9 protein-coding genes are annotated in these 16,067 nt (G+C 46.4%); all 9 read left to right on the top strand.

Annotated elements, in window-relative coordinates:
* Positions 1 to 23: 23 nt before the first annotated feature.
* A complete protein-coding gene (locus ACRRNK_RS07800) occupies positions 24 to 7,949 on the top strand; it encodes an alpha-amylase (protein WP_433946184.1) in 7,926 nt (2,641 codons plus the stop codon).
* 389 nt (positions 7,950 to 8,338) lie between these two features.
* Positions 8,339 to 9,004, top strand: coding sequence for an amino acid ABC transporter permease (locus ACRRNK_RS07805; RefSeq protein ID WP_433946185.1), 666 nt, complete (start codon positions 8,339 to 8,341; stop codon positions 9,002 to 9,004).
* Entirely contained in the window at positions 8,985 to 9,662 is a 678-nt protein-coding gene (locus tag ACRRNK_RS07810; RefSeq protein ID WP_433946186.1) for an amino acid ABC transporter permease, read from the top strand. Before ACRRNK_RS07805 ends, ACRRNK_RS07810 begins: the two co-directional genes overlap by 20 nt.
* A gap of 24 nt (positions 9,663 to 9,686) precedes the next feature.
* Positions 9,687 to 10,439, top strand: coding sequence for an amino acid ABC transporter ATP-binding protein (locus tag ACRRNK_RS07815; RefSeq protein ID WP_433946187.1), 753 nt, complete (start codon positions 9,687 to 9,689; stop codon positions 10,437 to 10,439).
* Between the two features lie 18 nt (positions 10,440 to 10,457).
* The gene (locus ACRRNK_RS07820) at positions 10,458 to 11,336 is read left to right on the top strand and encodes a cysteine ABC transporter substrate-binding protein (RefSeq protein WP_433946188.1); all 879 of its coding nucleotides are present in this window, start codon (positions 10,458 to 10,460) and stop codon (positions 11,334 to 11,336) included.
* 134 nt (positions 11,337 to 11,470) lie between these two features.
* Positions 11,471 to 12,133 carry a uracil-DNA glycosylase gene (locus tag ACRRNK_RS07825; RefSeq protein ID WP_433946832.1) on the top strand — a complete coding sequence of 221 codons (663 nt, stop codon included), beginning with the start codon at positions 11,471 to 11,473 and terminating at the stop codon, positions 12,131 to 12,133.
* An 82-nt stretch (positions 12,134 to 12,215) separates the two neighbouring features.
* A complete protein-coding gene (locus ACRRNK_RS07830; RefSeq protein WP_433946189.1) occupies positions 12,216 to 12,683 on the top strand; it encodes a hypothetical protein in 468 nt (155 codons plus the stop codon).
* A 126-nt stretch (positions 12,684 to 12,809) separates the two neighbouring features.
* Positions 12,810 to 14,975, top strand: a complete 2,166-nt coding sequence (locus ACRRNK_RS07835; RefSeq protein ID WP_433946190.1) for a hypothetical protein — start codon at positions 12,810 to 12,812, stop codon at positions 14,973 to 14,975.
* Between the two features lie 191 nt (positions 14,976 to 15,166).
* Positions 15,167 to 16,063 (top strand): ComEC/Rec2 family competence protein, encoded by an 897-nt coding sequence (locus ACRRNK_RS07840; RefSeq protein WP_433946191.1) that lies wholly within the window; start codon positions 15,167 to 15,169, stop codon positions 16,061 to 16,063.
* Positions 16,064 to 16,067 lie beyond the last annotated feature (4 nt).

Consider the following 16,067-nt stretch of genomic DNA (forward strand, 5'->3'; position numbering starts at 1 on the left):
GTTAGAGGAGGAGAATTAAGTTAATGGGTAAAAGGAGTTTCAAAGTTTTACTATGTATGATGCTGCTCTGCTCGGCGGTATGGAGCGTTGCGGTCTTGCCGGCGGGGCAAGCAGCAGCAGCCACAGGGACCCCGGCAGCAAAGCCGACAGTGGCTCGGGCAGTAGGGGCCGCAGAGCCCCACGCGGCATCAGTCACAGCAGGCCCAACAGCAGCGTCTGCAGTAACGCAGGCAGCAGCGCCAGCAGCAACAAGCAGTGTGCCGGTTAATGGCACGATGATGCAGTATTTTGAATGGAATACCCCTAAGGATGGTGGACATTGGAACCATCTTGCTGCTGAAGCCGCTAATCTGAGCGATGTGGGTATCACAGCGATCTGGATACCACCTGCTTATAAGGGCCACGTGGGAATCGATGATGTCGGTTATGGCGTTTATGATTTCTATGATCTGGGTGAATTCAACCAGAAAGGAACAGTACGTACCAAATACGGTACGAAAGCTGAATTGAAGTCGGCGATCGACTCACTTCACAACAATAATATTCAGGTATACGCCGATATCGTAGTCAACCATATGATGGGCGGCGATCAAAGCGAGAATATTAGAGTTACGCAAGTAGATGGCAAGAACCGGAACAATACGATTGGCGAGTTTAATACAAACGTTTACACCAAATACAATTTTGATGGCCGTAACAATGCCTATTCCTCTTTCAAATGGGATTGGACGGACTTTGATGGTTCAGATGACTACGGTAAAATTTATCGTTACCCAGGCAAGTCATGGGATTGGGAGGTTAGCACCGAGAAAGACAACTACGATTACCTGATGGGTACCGACCTTGACTATGATAATCCTGCAGTTGCAGATGAAATTAAAAAATGGGGCGTATGGTACGTTAACGAAATGGGGCTGGATGGTTACAGACTTGATGCTGTTAAACATATCAAATTTAGCTTCATGAAGGATTTCGTAGAAAATGCCCGTGCCAAAACAGGCAAGGAGCTGTTCTCTGTCGGCGAATATATCGGTGGTACAGATGAATTGAATTCTTACCTGGGCAAAGTGAATCAAAGCATGTCCTTATTTGATTTCCCGCTCCGCAACAACTTTGCGGCAGCTTCCAGCTCCAATGGAGGCTTTAGCATGCGCAACCTGGCCAGCGGAACATTGACAGGAACCAATCCGGTTAAGTCCGTTACTTTTGTTGAGAATCATGATACGCAGCCTGACCGTTTAGCAGATGCACATGGCGCACCGGTTCTTGATTGGTTCAAACCACTTGCTTATGCGTTCACGCTAACACGCCAGGAAGGTTATCCTTCGGTATTCTATGGTGACTACTATGGTACAAGAAGCAGCAGCACGGCTGGTCCTGGAACTGGTAAAATCCAATCTCTGAAAAGCAAGCTTGATCCGCTGCTGAAAGCACGCAAGGATTACGCATACGGCAAACAAAACGACTATCTGGATAATGATGACTTGATCGGCTGGACTCGTGAAGGCTTGGCTGGCAAACCGAACTCCGGCTTGGCAACAGTGATGACAGACCGTACCGGCGGATCAAAAACGATGTATGTCGGAACAAGCCACGCCGGTGAACAATGGAAAGATATCACAGGCAACTTCTCTGATAAAGTAACGATTGGCTCCAATGGTAATGGTACATTCAAGGTTAAAGATGGTTCTGTATCGGTATGGGTACCTGATGTGGCAACTCCAACCGATCAACCTCCTACAATACCAACAAATGTTGAAGGAACAGCAACAGGCACTACATCCGTTACTTTGAAATGGACAGCATCTAGTGACGACAAGGGAGTAGTCAAATACGAAATCTATCGTGACAGCGCTCTCATTGGTGAATCCACTAGCACTGCCTACACGGATTCAACAGTTCTTGCAGGCAAGACCTACTCTTATACGATTAAGGCTGTCGATACGATCGGACAGAAATCTGCATTCAGCACTGCGACTACAGTTACCGTAGGTGACGGTGGAACGCAAGACCAGCTTCCAACTGCACCAACGAATGTAAAGGGAACAGCAGTAGGCACTACTTCTGTCAACGTGACATGGAGTCCTTCTACGGATGACAAGGGTGTTGTGAAATATGAAATTTACCGTGACGGTACGCTGAAGGGCGAAACAACGGGAACGGCATATTCAGACACAACAATAGCAAATGACAAAACATATTCCTACACAGTCAGAGCAGTAGATACGATCGGACAGAAATCAGCATACAGTGCTCCTGCTGTAGTGAAAATCGGCAACGGCGGACAGCAGCAAGAAGCAAACCCATTCAGTTGGGATAATGCGAATGTTTATTTTGTCATGACAGACCGTTTCAACAACGGGAATACCAGCAATGACGGCGCTTATGGCAGACCTAAGTCTGATGCCTGGGGCTCGAATGTGGGAACATTCCATGGCGGAGATATTAAAGGCCTGACCAAGAAACTGGAGGAAGGCTACTTCACAGATCTGGGTACAAATGCAATTTGGATCACAGCTCCCTGGGAACAAATGCACGGCTGGGTAGGCGGTAAAGATGGTGACTTTGCTCACTATGGATACCACGGCTACTATGGTCTTGATTTCACTGAAATGGACAAGAGCATAGGTACTATCGATGAAATGCGCGAGTTCGTTGATCTCGCTCATAGCAAGGGAATCCGCGTTGTCTTTGACGTGGTTATGAACCATGTCGCTTATCCGACACTTGTGGACATGGCGGAATACGGGTACGGAGACCGCGGCGGACTCGCCGGCAACTGGACTCCAGATAAGAACCAAGGCCAGAACTGGCACACGCACAACACCATTATGAATACGAATAATTCGAGTGCATGGGCTTCCTGGTGGGGAAGCAGCTGGATTCGCGCCAACAATATTGCGGGTTACGATCAATGCGGCGGCAGCGATCTGACGCAATGCGTAGGGTTCCTGCCTGATATCAAGACGGAGTCTACTACTCCTACCGGTCTACCACCGATCTTGAAAACGAAGTTCAACAAAGAAACAAGCGGATACGACAACTGGATTGTTCCAGCCGCCAAGCAATACCGCCAAGACTTGAACGTCGCTCCTAAGGACTACATGATCAAATGGCTGTCTTCATGGGTCGAGGAATTCGGAGTTGATGGCTTCCGTGTTGATACTGCGAAGCACGTTCAGGCAGACAGATGGAAAGAACTCAAGACTAGCGCAAGCAGTGCCTTGGCGAAGTGGAGACAGAACAATCCTACGAAACCGGGAGCAAATTGGACAGATAACTTCTGGATGACAGGTGAAGTGTACGATAAAGGTCTCGGCAGAGACGGCACTTATTTCGACAATGGATTTGATTCCTTAATCAACTTCTCGTTCCAAAATGCGAATAAGAGCGATCTGGAAGGACTGTTCTCTCGTTACGCAAGTGAGTTTAATAACGATCTGCCCAACTATAATATGCTTAGCTACATCTCGTCCCACGATAGAAATCTGTACAACCGTGCTGGCTTGATTGATGCAGGTACAGCTTTGCTGCTGCTTCCTGGCGCGGTGCAGACCTTCTATGGAGATGAGACGGCAAGGCCGTTCGGGCCTACCGGATCAGACCCGGACCAAGGCTCACGTTCAGATATGAACTGGAGCGGCATTAACCAAAGTGTTCTGTCACATTGGCAGAAGCTTGGACAATTCAGAAACAACCACATTGCAGTAGGCGCAGGAACTCATAAGAAGCTTGCGGATAGCCCTTATACGTTCTCACGCATCTATGAGAAGGATGATATTCTGGATAAAGTAGTTGTGGCTACAGGAGCTTCCGGAACTGTAGATGTCAATGTATCCGGCGTATTCCCGGATGGTACAACTGTACGCGATGCTTACACGAAGAACGAAGTAGTTGTAAGCGGAGGCAAAGCTAAATTTACCGCTGGAGTCAACGGGGTTATTCTGATTGAAAATGTTGGTGTGAACAAAAAGTTCCCGGTTCTGACTGCCTCACCAGCAGGAGGTAAATTCAAAACGGAAACGACTACTGTAACGCTTTCGGTCAAAAATGCGGACAGCGGCAAGTACACGCTGGATGGCAGTGATCCGATTAACGGAACTGCATTTACCAATGGAACAACAATCACAATTGGCGCAGGCATGGCCATTAATGACACGAAGACACTGAAAATGTACGCTGTAAATGAAAATGGCGAAGGTACGGCATCATTCGATTTTACGAAGGGCGATCCTAATGCCAAGCTGGAAATTTACTTCAAGAAACCAGCCGGATGGGGAACACCTTCGATCTACTTCTACGGTACAGCGCCTAAGGACAATGACCCAACCTGGGCTACAGCACCAGCAATGACAAGCGATGGCGGAGACTGGTATGTGTACACCTTCGACAAAGCTGAACAAGCTACGATTATTTTTAAAGACAGCACAGGCAAACAATTGCCTGCCCAGAACCAGGCTGGCTTCACAAGAACAGCAACAGGCTGGTATGACGGAAGCACATGGTTCGATACAGATCCACGTATCAAAACTAAACCGACGGCTCCATCAAACCTGGCTGTATCTGCGAAGACAGATAAGACCGTAACATTGACTTGGAATGCGTCAACTGACAGCTCCGGAATTGCCGGCTACGATGTATACCGCAACAATATCAAGGTTGGATCGCCATCAGCAGTAACTTATAAGGATACAGGCTTGACTGCAGAGACAACATATACCTATAAAGTTATTGCCAGAAGCCAATCTGGCGGAATCTCTGATCCAAGTAACGAGCTTAGTGTCAAGACCAATCCACCTGAACAAGGTACGGATAACACCGTTACTGTCTACTACAAAAAAGGATACGCAACTCCATACATCCACTATCGCGCCGAAGGCGGAACATGGACAGCCGTTCCTGGTGTGAAAATGGCAGATTCTGAATTTCCGGGATATGCTGTGTACACGATTGACCTGGGTACCTCGACGGCAACACGCGCGGAGGTAGCATTCAATAATGGCAGCGGTCAATGGGACAGCAACAATCAGAAGAACTATTTCTTCAACAAAGGCGACAATACCTATGACGCAGGTAAAGTGACTGCCGGTAAACCGGAAGAACCAAAGCCAGGCAACAAGGTTACCGTCTACTACAAAGAGGGCTGGACAAATGTTAATATTCACTATCGTGCCGAGGGTGGCACCTGGACGTCCGTTCCGGGCGTGAAGATGGAGAATGATTCTCTGAACCCTGGCTACAAAAAAATTACTGTTGATATTGGAACTGCAACCCGTCTGGAGGCTTGCTTCAACAACGGAAGCAATGTTTGGGACAGTAACGGTCAGAAGAACTACTTCTTCAACAAAGGCGACAATATTTATATTCCTGGCATTAATAATGCTCCAGGGCAAGTGAAGCTTGGGGAGAAACCGCAAGGAGTAGATACGGTTGCTCCTTCTGTTCCAGCTAATCTTGCTGGCAATCTCAGCAGTGGATCTCCTAAGACAATCACGTTGACTTGGGGTGCCTCTACTGACAATGTTGGCGTAGCCGATTATCAAATTACTCGTAAGAGTGGTACGAACACGGAGACATTTACGGTGAATGCAACAACTTTTATCGACAGTACCGTAAAGGAAGGTACGACTTACAAGTACCAAGTCCGCGCTCGTGATGCTGCAAATAATTTCTCTGCTAACAGCAATGAAGTAACTATTGAAGTACCGAGCGCGGGTGATACCACTGCACCTTCGGCGCCAACCAATGTAACGGGTACAGCAACTACAACCAGTGTTGCTCTTGAGTGGACGGCGTCAAAGGATAACGTTGGGGTAACGGGATACGACATATACAGCGGCAGTGTTTTGGCTGGAAGTGTGGCGGGAGCAACCACAAGCTTTAAAGTTACAGGCCTGTCGCCAAATACGGATTACAGCTTTACCGTGAAGGCTCGTGATGCTGCTAATAATGTATCTGATGAAAGCGCGGCTTTCCGTGTGAAGACACTTGCTGTAGACAGCAGCAACCTGCTTGTTAACCCAAGCTTTGAAACGTATACCGGTACTAACGGTGTGGCGAACAGTTGGGCCAAATCAGCGACATCAGGTGTGACCTCTTCATTTGAAGTAGTTGCAGCACCAGTTGCATCTGGCAGCAAGGCCCAGAAGCTGACTGGGTCCAACATGGCTAACAATAATGCGGTTATGGTGTCTCAACCGGTTCCGGTTGTAGGTGATGCTTCATACACTGCAAGCGGCCAATTCAAAGTCGACAGCTTAACCAATGCGAAGGTTCAGCTGTACATCGATTTCTACAATGCGAGCAACACTTATATCTCTTATGCAAAGGTTGACTACAGTAAAGTAAGTGACAGCTTTGTTCCTCTGCAGCTCAGTGGGAAGGTGCCGGCAGCTGCTACAAGCGCTAGAGTCTATGCTATCCTTCGTGGAACTGAAGCAGATGGTGCGGGAAGTTTTGTAGTTGACGACATGAAGTTCAGTTCAGGAGATTCTGGTGATACACAAGCGCCAAGCGCACCTGCGAGTCTTGCTTCCACTGGCAGTACCGCTACTTCGGTAAGTCTGTCCTGGACAGCTTCGACAGACAATGTTGGCGTAAGCGGTTATGAAATTTATCGTAATGGAACTAAAGTGGGTACTTCAACTACTCCAAGCTTTACCGATACAGGATTAACTGAAGCGACTTCGTATAAGTACACAGTTAAAGCTTACGACGCTGCAGGTAATTTTTCGGCTGCCAGCAATGAAGTAACGGTTGGAACTTCAGCTGGAACTGATACACAAGCGCCAAGTGTTCCAGCAAGCCTTATATCGACCGGTAAGACATCCACGGCGGTAAGCCTGTCCTGGGCGGCTTCAACAGATAATGTTGCTGTGGCAGGTTACGACATCTATCGTGGTGCAGTAAAGGTAGGAACTTCAACAACAACTACTTTCAAGGACACAGGTTTGACTGCTGAAACATCGTATACCTACACTGTAAAGGCTTTCGATGCAGCAAATAACTTCTCCGCAGCAAGCGCTGAGCTTACCGTGGTGACATCGAAAGATATTATCGTTATTCCTGGTGGAGACAAGCCGTATTCCACTAACCCCTCATTTGGTAAGCGGATATCTACTCCAATCACAATTGATGGAATTAACAATGGTGAATGGACAGATGACATGCTGATTGCCATCGACATGGCCGGTGATGATCCGCGTTCACTTGGAAGCAACTGGTCTATGCATGAAACGCCAATGGATCTTACCCATTTGTGGGCAGCATGGGACAATGAGTACCTGTATCTGGCCTGGCAGTATGTAGATGTCACTGACATCGTTGACCCTGCTAATGCTGGTTCTGCAGGCGGCACACCGATCCGTTCTATGGATATGCCGCAGACCCTTGCTTTTGATACGATTCGGGGTGCTGGCGCAACCAATGATATGTGGAAGAAGAATGGAAATAAGCCACTCTGGGGAGGTCTGGATCTTCCTGATTATCAATTTAACATCGCATCGAACATGTTCCACTCCGGTTACATTTCCAGAGCCGTTAACGGTCTATTCCCGGTTGACGATGCTGGAGTGAACTATAAGACAGGCGCCGCAGCCGGTATTACCGTTAAATTTGCTAAAGGCAAAGGGTATTCGACGCTATGGGGCGTGAAAGATGCTGATGATGTTAATAATCCAAGCAAGCTTGTAAACTTCATGACACTTGGCCATGATCCAAACCGTGACACGTTCTATGAAGCGAAAATCCCGCTTAGCGCACTCGGCAATCCGGATATTGAGAATGAAGGTATCGGTGTAATGCTGCACCAAGGCGAGTTCTCGCCAATGGATACCCTTCCTAATGATCCAGCGACTTCCGATACACCTGGAGTTTCAGAATCCAACTCTCCTAAAGAGTGGAGCGACATCGATCTATTGACTGTTCCATTCGCGCGTATCGGCAGATAATTGCAGACGGCTATTATTAAACTGCATATTTCCTGCAATAAAACAAAGAAGTCGTCCAGTTTTCTGGCTGACTTCTTTTCATGAAAACACCTTCATGGTGTAAAAAAATACAGTTTCACTATAAGTTGTAGCCATAAGAAAAGCATTGTAATTCCAATTTTATAGGAATTGCAATGCTCTTTTTTTAGTTTGATTTTTTTAACAAGATTACAAAATGGCCACGATCTACATACTCATCCAGTATCTGGACAGATTGTGATTGATGCAATATAATCTAAATACTACTTAACAGGTTGGAATAATATGAAATAGATCATATTCCACTCTGTAAGTTTGATATAGACTTCACTAGTACATACATACCTATTTGTAAATAGAAGGGTGGAAATATGAATCTAGATTGGGACTTTATTGCTGAGAGTCTTCCTCTATACATTGATGCCATGTGGCTGACTCTAGAGTTAGCTCTTATCGCTATCGGTTTATCAATGGTACTGGGGCTACTGTTCAGCCTTGTGTTGTTTTATAAGATCAAGGGTCTCAGAGGCATTGTTATTGGCTACGTTGAACTGTCCAGGAATACTCCTTTGCTCGTTCAATTGTTCTTCCTGTACTATGGACTACCCAAAATAGGTCTGCATTTGAGTGAGTTCAACTGTGCAGCTATAGGTCTGGTTTTCTTGGGCGGAGGGTATATGACGGAGGCTTTCCGTAGTGGGATCGAAGCTATAAGCAAATCGCAGATTGAATCGGGTTTAAGCATCGGACTTAGCAGGAAGCAGCTTGCCAGGTATGTAATGCTTCCGCAAGCTTTTGCAATCAGCATCCCTTCACTTGGCGCGAATGCAATCTTTTTGCTAAAAGAAACTTCAATTGTTGGCGCAATCTCCCTGATGGATCTGATGAATGTAGCCAAAGACCTGATTGGCATGCATTATAAGACAGCGGAATCTCTACTTTTGCTGGTACTAGCCTATTTGTTACTGGTGCTGCCTTTATCCCTGTTGCTGACTTGGGTCGAAAGGAAGGTTAGACATGCCGAATTTGGGGGTTGAAGTGCTTTTTGAAGGATCGAATTTTGAACGTCTGCTTGGCGGGCTGCTCGTAACTATAGAAATAGCTTTTATTTCTATTATTATCGGAACGGCTCTGGGTGTGGTTATGGGACTGCTCCGAACCCTCCCTTCCAGGCTTTTGCGGTTCATTTTAAGGCTGTATCTAGAAACCTTTCGGATTATTCCGATTCTGGTCTGGCTGTATGTGGTTCACTTTAGCTTTTCGCCACTGCTTCACATTGATATCAGCGGGGAGACTACAGCAATATTGGTATTCAGCCTATGGGGTGCGGCGGAAATAGGAGATATTGTGCGGGGCGCTCTCGAATCTATGCCGAAGCATCAAGCCGATTCCGGCAAAGCCTTGGGACTGAGCAACGTACAGTTGTACAGACATATCCTGATCCCTCAAGCCATACGCAGAATGCTGCCGGGGGCTATAAACCTGGCAACACGAATGGTCAAGACGACTTCGCTGGTCGTGTTGATTGGTGTCATTGATGTAGTGAAAATTGGACAGCAGATAATAGAGCTTGGTGTGATTAAAGCGCCAAATGCTTCATTTTGGGTATACGGCTTTATTTTTATTCTTTATTTTCTTGTATGTTATCCATTATCGGTGCTGTCCAGGAAATTTGAGCGCAGATGGCAAGCCTAACACAAGGAAAGGACAGGTAGGATAATGGAGAACGCGGAAATTTTGCTGAATGTGCAGGGATTGCAGAAATTTTATGGAGACAGGCAGGTATTGGATGGAATTAACCTTCAGGTGATGAGGGGAGAGGTTACCGTCATTCTTGGGCCATCTGGCTGCGGGAAAAGCACATTCCTCCGATGTTTGAACGGTCTGGAGCCGGTTCAGGGTGGGACCATTCAATATCAAGGACAGGAATTAATCGGGACTGATGTGAATTGGCGTGAAATAAGACAGCATATAGGGATGGTATTTCAGAATTATGAGCTTTTTCCGCATATGACAGTAATCGATAACATACTCTTGGGACCGTTGAAAGTGCAAAAAAGAGACGCCAAGGAGGTGCTGGAGCAGGCGGAGGCGCTGCTGGACCGGGTAGGGCTGCTCGAACGGAGGAATGACTATCCACGGCAGCTTTCGGGAGGCCAGAAGCAGCGGATTGCTATAGTTCGTGCATTGTGTATGAATCCTGAAATTATTCTTTTTGATGAAGTAACGGCTTCACTTGATCCCGAAATGGTACGCGAGGTGCTGGATGTAATTCTTGAACTTGCGAATCAGGGGATGACAATGCTGATCGTGACGCATGAAATGGGATTTGCGAGGTCGGTAGGCGACCGGATTGTCTTTATGGATCAGGGTAAGATTTGTGAAATTGCGGAACCGGAGAAGTTTTTCACCGAACCAGCGACAGAGCGTGCACAGCACTTTCTAAATATGTTTGACTATAACAAATTATAAGAAGCGAGGGAGAAGAGGATGAAGAAGAACATTAAAGTATTGACGGGGGTTTTGGCAGCGGTTATGTTGTTATTGGGGCTGACCGCATGCGGAAATTCAGGTAACAGTGAAGGAACGACTAACGGTTCAGCGAAATTTGCTTCAATTGAACAGCTGAAGAAGAACGATAAGATCAGAATCGGCGTTTTCGCGGACAAGCCGCCGTTTGGCTATGTGGACTCCCAAGGAAAGAATCAGGGCTTTGATGTATACATTGCAAAGAGATTCGCCAAAGATCTGCTCGGAGACGAGTCCAAGGCGGAATTCGTACTAGTTGATGCCGCAAGCCGTGTGGCCTATCTTGAATCGAATAAGGTTGATATTATCATGGCGAACTTCACAGTAACGGATGAAAGAAAGCAGAAGGTAGACTTTGCTAGTCCTTATATGAAGCTGTCCTTTGGTATTGTCTCTCCGGACAGTACTCCGATTACTTCCATCGACCAGTTGAAGGCGAAAGGCCAGAAGCTGATTGTGGCTAAAGGAACAACCGCGGAAACGTATTTTACGAAGAATTATCCGGATATTGAGCTGCTTAAATTTGATCAATATACAGAAATTTTCGCGGCACTTAAAGATGGAAGAGGCGCTGCAATTGCTAATGATAATACCGAACTGATTGCATGGGCTAAATCCAATCCCGGTTTTACGGTTAGTATCCCGGCCTTTGGCGGTCAAGATACTATTGCCCCTGCGGTAGCCAAGGGGAATACTGAACTGCTGAACTGGATTAACAAAGAGATAGAGACTCTGGGCAAAGAAAAGTTCATCCATCAGGCCTACAAAGACACCCTCAAGGATGTATATGGGGAAGGCTACTCGGATCAACTTGTAGTTGAAGGTGGTAAGATACAATAATCTAGCGATACATAATCGTGAAGTAGACAAGGCCGTCTCTGTTCCAACAGGGGCGGCCTTTAATATATATTTCAAAGTGTCAGAAGTGGTAATATGGGTAAGTTGCAAGTAGAGAGCAGTAAGGAGGAGACATGATGTTTGGTAACGATTGGGATGATATTTTAAGGGAAGAGATGAGCAAGCCTTATTTCAAGGAATTAATGAGATGGCTCGATGAGGAGTATAAGGAGCATGTAGTGTATCCGCCGAGAGAGTTTTTATTTCAAGCGCTAAAGCTGACCTCTTATTCGGATACCAAGGTGGTTATTTTGGGACAAGATCCATACCACGGACCGGGACAGGCGCATGGTCTAAGCTTCTCCGTGCTACCCGGCGTTAAAATCCCGCCTTCTCTTAGAAATATATATAAGGAAATGGCAAGTGACCTCGGAGTTCCCGTCCCTCATACTGGAACCCTTACCCATTGGGCTGAGCAGGGAGTGCTCCTGCTGAACAATGTGCTTACCGTTAGAGAAGGTCAAGCAGGCTCGCATCATGGGAAGGGTTGGGAGTTGTTCACCTCCGCTATTGTTGAGGCGCTCAACAAGCGAGCCGATCCACTTGTATTTATACTCTGGGGCGCTCCTGCTCAGAAAAAGGGAGCTATAGTTGATCAGTCACGTCATGAAGTTATTGTGTCAGCTCACCCCAGTCCGCTTGCGGCAAGACGAGGCTTCTTCGGAAGCAGGCCGTTCTCCAGAACCAACGAATTTCTTAAGAAGCAGGGCAAGCCACAGATAAATTGGCAGCTGAATTAGCAGGAATTTGTCTTTGGATATGGAAAAGAAATAAGAACCTATAAATTCAAAGCAAGCAAGGAAAGCTTCTTGGGTGCATCATATGTCACAAGTTACTGGAGAAGGAGAACTGCCTATGCGTTATGAGGATTGGATCGGACAGGAAGTGATCGTGTACTGTCAGAACCAGGATGACATATATTCCGGAACGATCGAAGGTTGGGACAAGGCAGCGAACAAGCTGCTTCTAGGTCCCCGTCCGATCGCGGTACCATTGGATGATATCATTAAGATACAGCCCGGGAGTAGAGGCAGGAGATCTGCCAGAAGAGTTATGAAGACCAAGACAGAGAAGGCAGCCCCTCACTCTGTGGGGTACGTTATGAAGAATCGGGTGCAGTTCGACAACGCCATCTATTTTAAGTCCCCGGTTGCTGTGTGGAAGGACGATCAGCTTCTGCATTATCAGACTACCATTCATCAGCATACTGAGCATGAAGTCATCCTTGTTACAGGGGAGAAGTATTCCAAGCACAATCATATATTTGTTGTCAGATCCATTCGTGGTTGAATGGGTCTATATGTTTTTCTGACCATTTTTCTGGAAAAAAGTAAAGAAAATCATTGTTTCTGTCGATAAACGGGTATAGGACTGGTAAAATTTACACTGTACTAGATGACCAAAGGAGAGAAATGAATGATTGTGAACAGGAAAATGACCAAATGGTTCCTTGTTATTATGCTTTTAGCCGCTGCGGTTTTTCCGGCGAACGTCTTTGCTGCCTCCGGCGATGTAACCTCAATTGAATTTGAGAATTCCTCAGCTGTGCATCTCGATGTGGCTGAGACGACACAGCAGCTCAAGGTGCTGGCCAAGATTGAAGGTCTAACAGATAAGAAGGACGTAACAAGTGATACCACCTGGGTATCTTCAGATCCGCAGATTATCAAAGTGGATAAGGGGCTTCTAACCCCACTTAAGGACGGTAAAGTAACAATTACTGCGAAATATAAAGGATTTACATTAAGTCTGAGTGCGGATTCCGCTTATTTGTTCAAGGAGCTGAAGCTGGACAAATCCGATAATGTGGAATACAAGCTGGGGGAAGAGAACCTTACGGTAAAAGCTCAGACGGTTGATAACGATGGATCGACAAACGATGTGACCGCAAGCGCGGACTGGACCTCCTCCAGCACTTCCGTCGTGACAGTAGCCGCCGGTAAGCTTACGCTGGTGGGCAAGGGAACTTCAACTATTTCAGCAAAGTACAAAGGTCTGACTGCTTCATATAAAGTATCGGTAGTATCGCCATATGATGAGCTTACAATTGAGCCTGCTGAAGATCTGCCTGAAGGCCATATCGAAATGATGATCGGAGAAGACGATATACAGCTGAATGCGCTGGCTAAGCCTACAGTCGGTTCCGCTCAGGAGAAAGTGACCGATCAGGCGGAGTGGAAGTCTTCGGTTCCATCTGTTGTTACTGTAGAGAAGGGTAAACTAAAGGCTTTGGCCACTGGCCAGGCAAAAATTACGGTATCTTACAGAGGAGTAACAGCCGATATTAACGTGCTGGTTCGGACCAAATATGAAGCGCTTCTAATCAGCCCTTCTAATGACCAGACAATGTTCATTGGCGATGAACCTGTTCAGATTAAAGCATTTGTACGTAACGAGACCAACCGAAATAACAATGATGAGGTGACGAGCGGGGCTAGCTGGGAGTCTTCCAATCCTCTCGCCGTGACGGTGAAGAATGGATTGATCACCCCTAGGTTAGCAGGAACCTCAACAATTAAAGTGAAGTATATGGGACTTACCCGGGAGATCAAGGTTACCGTATTCCCGACGATTACCAAGATTGCCGCAGACAAGAACAGCCTGGAGCTGTTCAAAGGTGAAAGTGTCAGTGTCCCTAAAGTAACAGCAACCATGCTTGATGAGAAAGAACAGGATTACACTTCAAATATCGTATGGACATCTAATGATACAAACACCCTGACGATTGAGAATGGGAAGCTTGTAGCTAAGGCGACCGGTAAAGTTACGCTTACAGGTAAGCTGGGCAAGGCTGATCCGATTGTCATTGATGTACTTGTCCAAGAGAAGGTTCTGGTTCTGCTGCCTGAGGTGGAGAGCTTCAGTATTGTGATTGGTAAGCAGCAGGAGCTGACGAAAGTCACAGCCGTTCGTGAGAATGGGGATGAAGAGGATGTGACCGACAAGATCGAGTGGAGTCTAACGGGTTCAAATGCAGTTATTAAGGACGGCAAGATAAAGGGGCTCGTCAAAGGAACTGCAACGCTTAAAGGAACTTATCTTAATCAATCTCTCAGGCTGCCTGTCACAGTCGAGCCTCAGATTAGCAAAATTATAGTTGAGCCTGAATCTATTGAGCTGAATCTTAAGAAATCGAAGTCAATTAAAGTTACAGGGGTCTATACAAACGGAACCAAGGTAACTCTTTCGAATAAAGTGAATTGGATTTCTTCGGATACGAATGTAGCGACAATCTCAGGAACGAGTGTTAAGGGCGTAGGTGAAGGTACAGCTTCACTAACCGGTTCTTATCAAGGGATCGCATTGAAAGTGAACGTCAAGGTAGTTCCTAACCTGCTCAAATTGACAGCCAGTGAGAAGAAGCTGGTTCTCGCACCAGGTGCCAGCAAGACGGTTGACCTTATTGCTGAGTATGATACTGGCAAGACGCCAGAGGTTACAGGTAGTGCGGTTTGGACAAGCTCCAAGCCTTCGGTAGCCAAGGTTACGGGTGGCAAAATTGAAGCGATATCCAAGGGGACTGCAACGATCAAAGCTAAATTCTTAACCAAGACAGTTACCATTTCAGTAACTGTGAAATAACAACAATAAGCACCGCTTGATTAGGCGGTGCTCGTTTTATAATAAATTCCTATTGTTTTCATCGGAATATAAGGGTATATTTAAACTAAAATGTATTCCTCATAGGATTGGATATACGCGCATTGAATTGAATAACTAAGGCTAATGGAATATAATTGGAACAAATGTTCTTAATGAAAAGGAAAACATCTATGACAAGACTTATTCCATTTTTGAAACAGCATATCATAGGATATGCGGCCTTGATTCTATGCATCTCCCTGCTCGCTGGCTGCTCATTCTCCGGCAGCACCAAGAATTCGTCCGCAGGCGGGCCGGTAGATGGGAAGGGCAAGCTGCGAGTTATTTTTATTGATGTAGGCCAGGGGGCTTCCCAATTAATTATTACTCCTTCGGGCAAGACCATGCTGATTGACGCAGGAAATAACGATAAGGAGCAGGTCATGCTGGATACACTGAAGGGGTATGGGATTAAGAGGCTGGATATTGTTATTGGAACCCATCCTGACGCGGATCATATCGGCGGACTGGATAAGGTGATCGATCAGCTGAGTATCGGTAAGATCTATATGCCCAAAGTGAGTTCCAATACGAAGACATTTGAATCTGTGCTTCGTTCAATTCAGCGCAAGGGTCTGAAAGTCTCTTCAGCCAGGGCCGGAATAACGCTGAACCTGGATAGCGGGGTTCAGGTGAGCATGCTGGCTCCGCTAACCAAATATGAAGATACCAACAATATGAGTGCAGTAGTAAAAGTGTCCTATGGCAAGCATTCGTTCCTCTTAACAGGGGATGCTGAAGCGGAAAGTGAGAAAGACATGCTTGCTTCAGGTGCAGATCTGCGTTCAGATGTTCTCTTGGTCGGTCACCATGGTTCCAAGTCTTCTACAAGCGTGGCGTTTCTCAAGAAGGTGAATCCGCAATATGCTGTAATTCAATCCGGCAAAGGCAACAAGTATGGACATCCGACCCAGACCATTCTTAAGCGTCTGCAGAAGCAGGGTGTAAAGGTCTATCGCAACGATACCCAGGGAACGGTGGAAATCTTAACGGACGGGCAGCATTTTCAGATCAGAGCAGAAAGGTGAGCTG

Origin of the sequence: Paenibacillus sp. SN-8-1, assembly GCF_050995535.1 — a bacterium.
Taxonomy (GTDB): domain Bacteria; phylum Bacillota; class Bacilli; order Paenibacillales; family Paenibacillaceae; genus Fontibacillus.

Excerpts from the sequence above, each read along its gene's own strand:
- ACRRNK_RS07820 (WP_433946188.1), top strand. The coding sequence starts at position 10,458 with ATGAAGAAGAACATTAAAGTATTGACGGGGGTTTTGGCAGCGGTTATG.
- ACRRNK_RS07800 (WP_433946184.1), top strand. The coding sequence starts at position 24 with ATGGGTAAAAGGAGTTTCAAAGTTTTACTATGTATGATGCTGCTCTGC.
- ACRRNK_RS07810 (WP_433946186.1), top strand. The coding sequence starts at position 8,985 with ATGCCGAATTTGGGGGTTGAAGTGCTTTTTGAAGGATCGAATTTTGAA.
- ACRRNK_RS07840 (WP_433946191.1), top strand. The coding sequence starts at position 15,167 with ATGACAAGACTTATTCCATTTTTGAAACAGCATATCATAGGATATGCG.
- ACRRNK_RS07805 (WP_433946185.1), top strand. The coding sequence starts at position 8,339 with ATGAATCTAGATTGGGACTTTATTGCTGAGAGTCTTCCTCTATACATT.
- ACRRNK_RS07825 (WP_433946832.1), top strand. The coding sequence starts at position 11,471 with ATGTTTGGTAACGATTGGGATGATATTTTAAGGGAAGAGATGAGCAAG.
- ACRRNK_RS07835 (WP_433946190.1), top strand. The coding sequence starts at position 12,810 with ATGATTGTGAACAGGAAAATGACCAAATGGTTCCTTGTTATTATGCTT.
- ACRRNK_RS07815 (WP_433946187.1), top strand. The coding sequence starts at position 9,687 with ATGGAGAACGCGGAAATTTTGCTGAATGTGCAGGGATTGCAGAAATTT.
- ACRRNK_RS07830 (WP_433946189.1), top strand. The coding sequence starts at position 12,216 with ATGTCACAAGTTACTGGAGAAGGAGAACTGCCTATGCGTTATGAGGAT.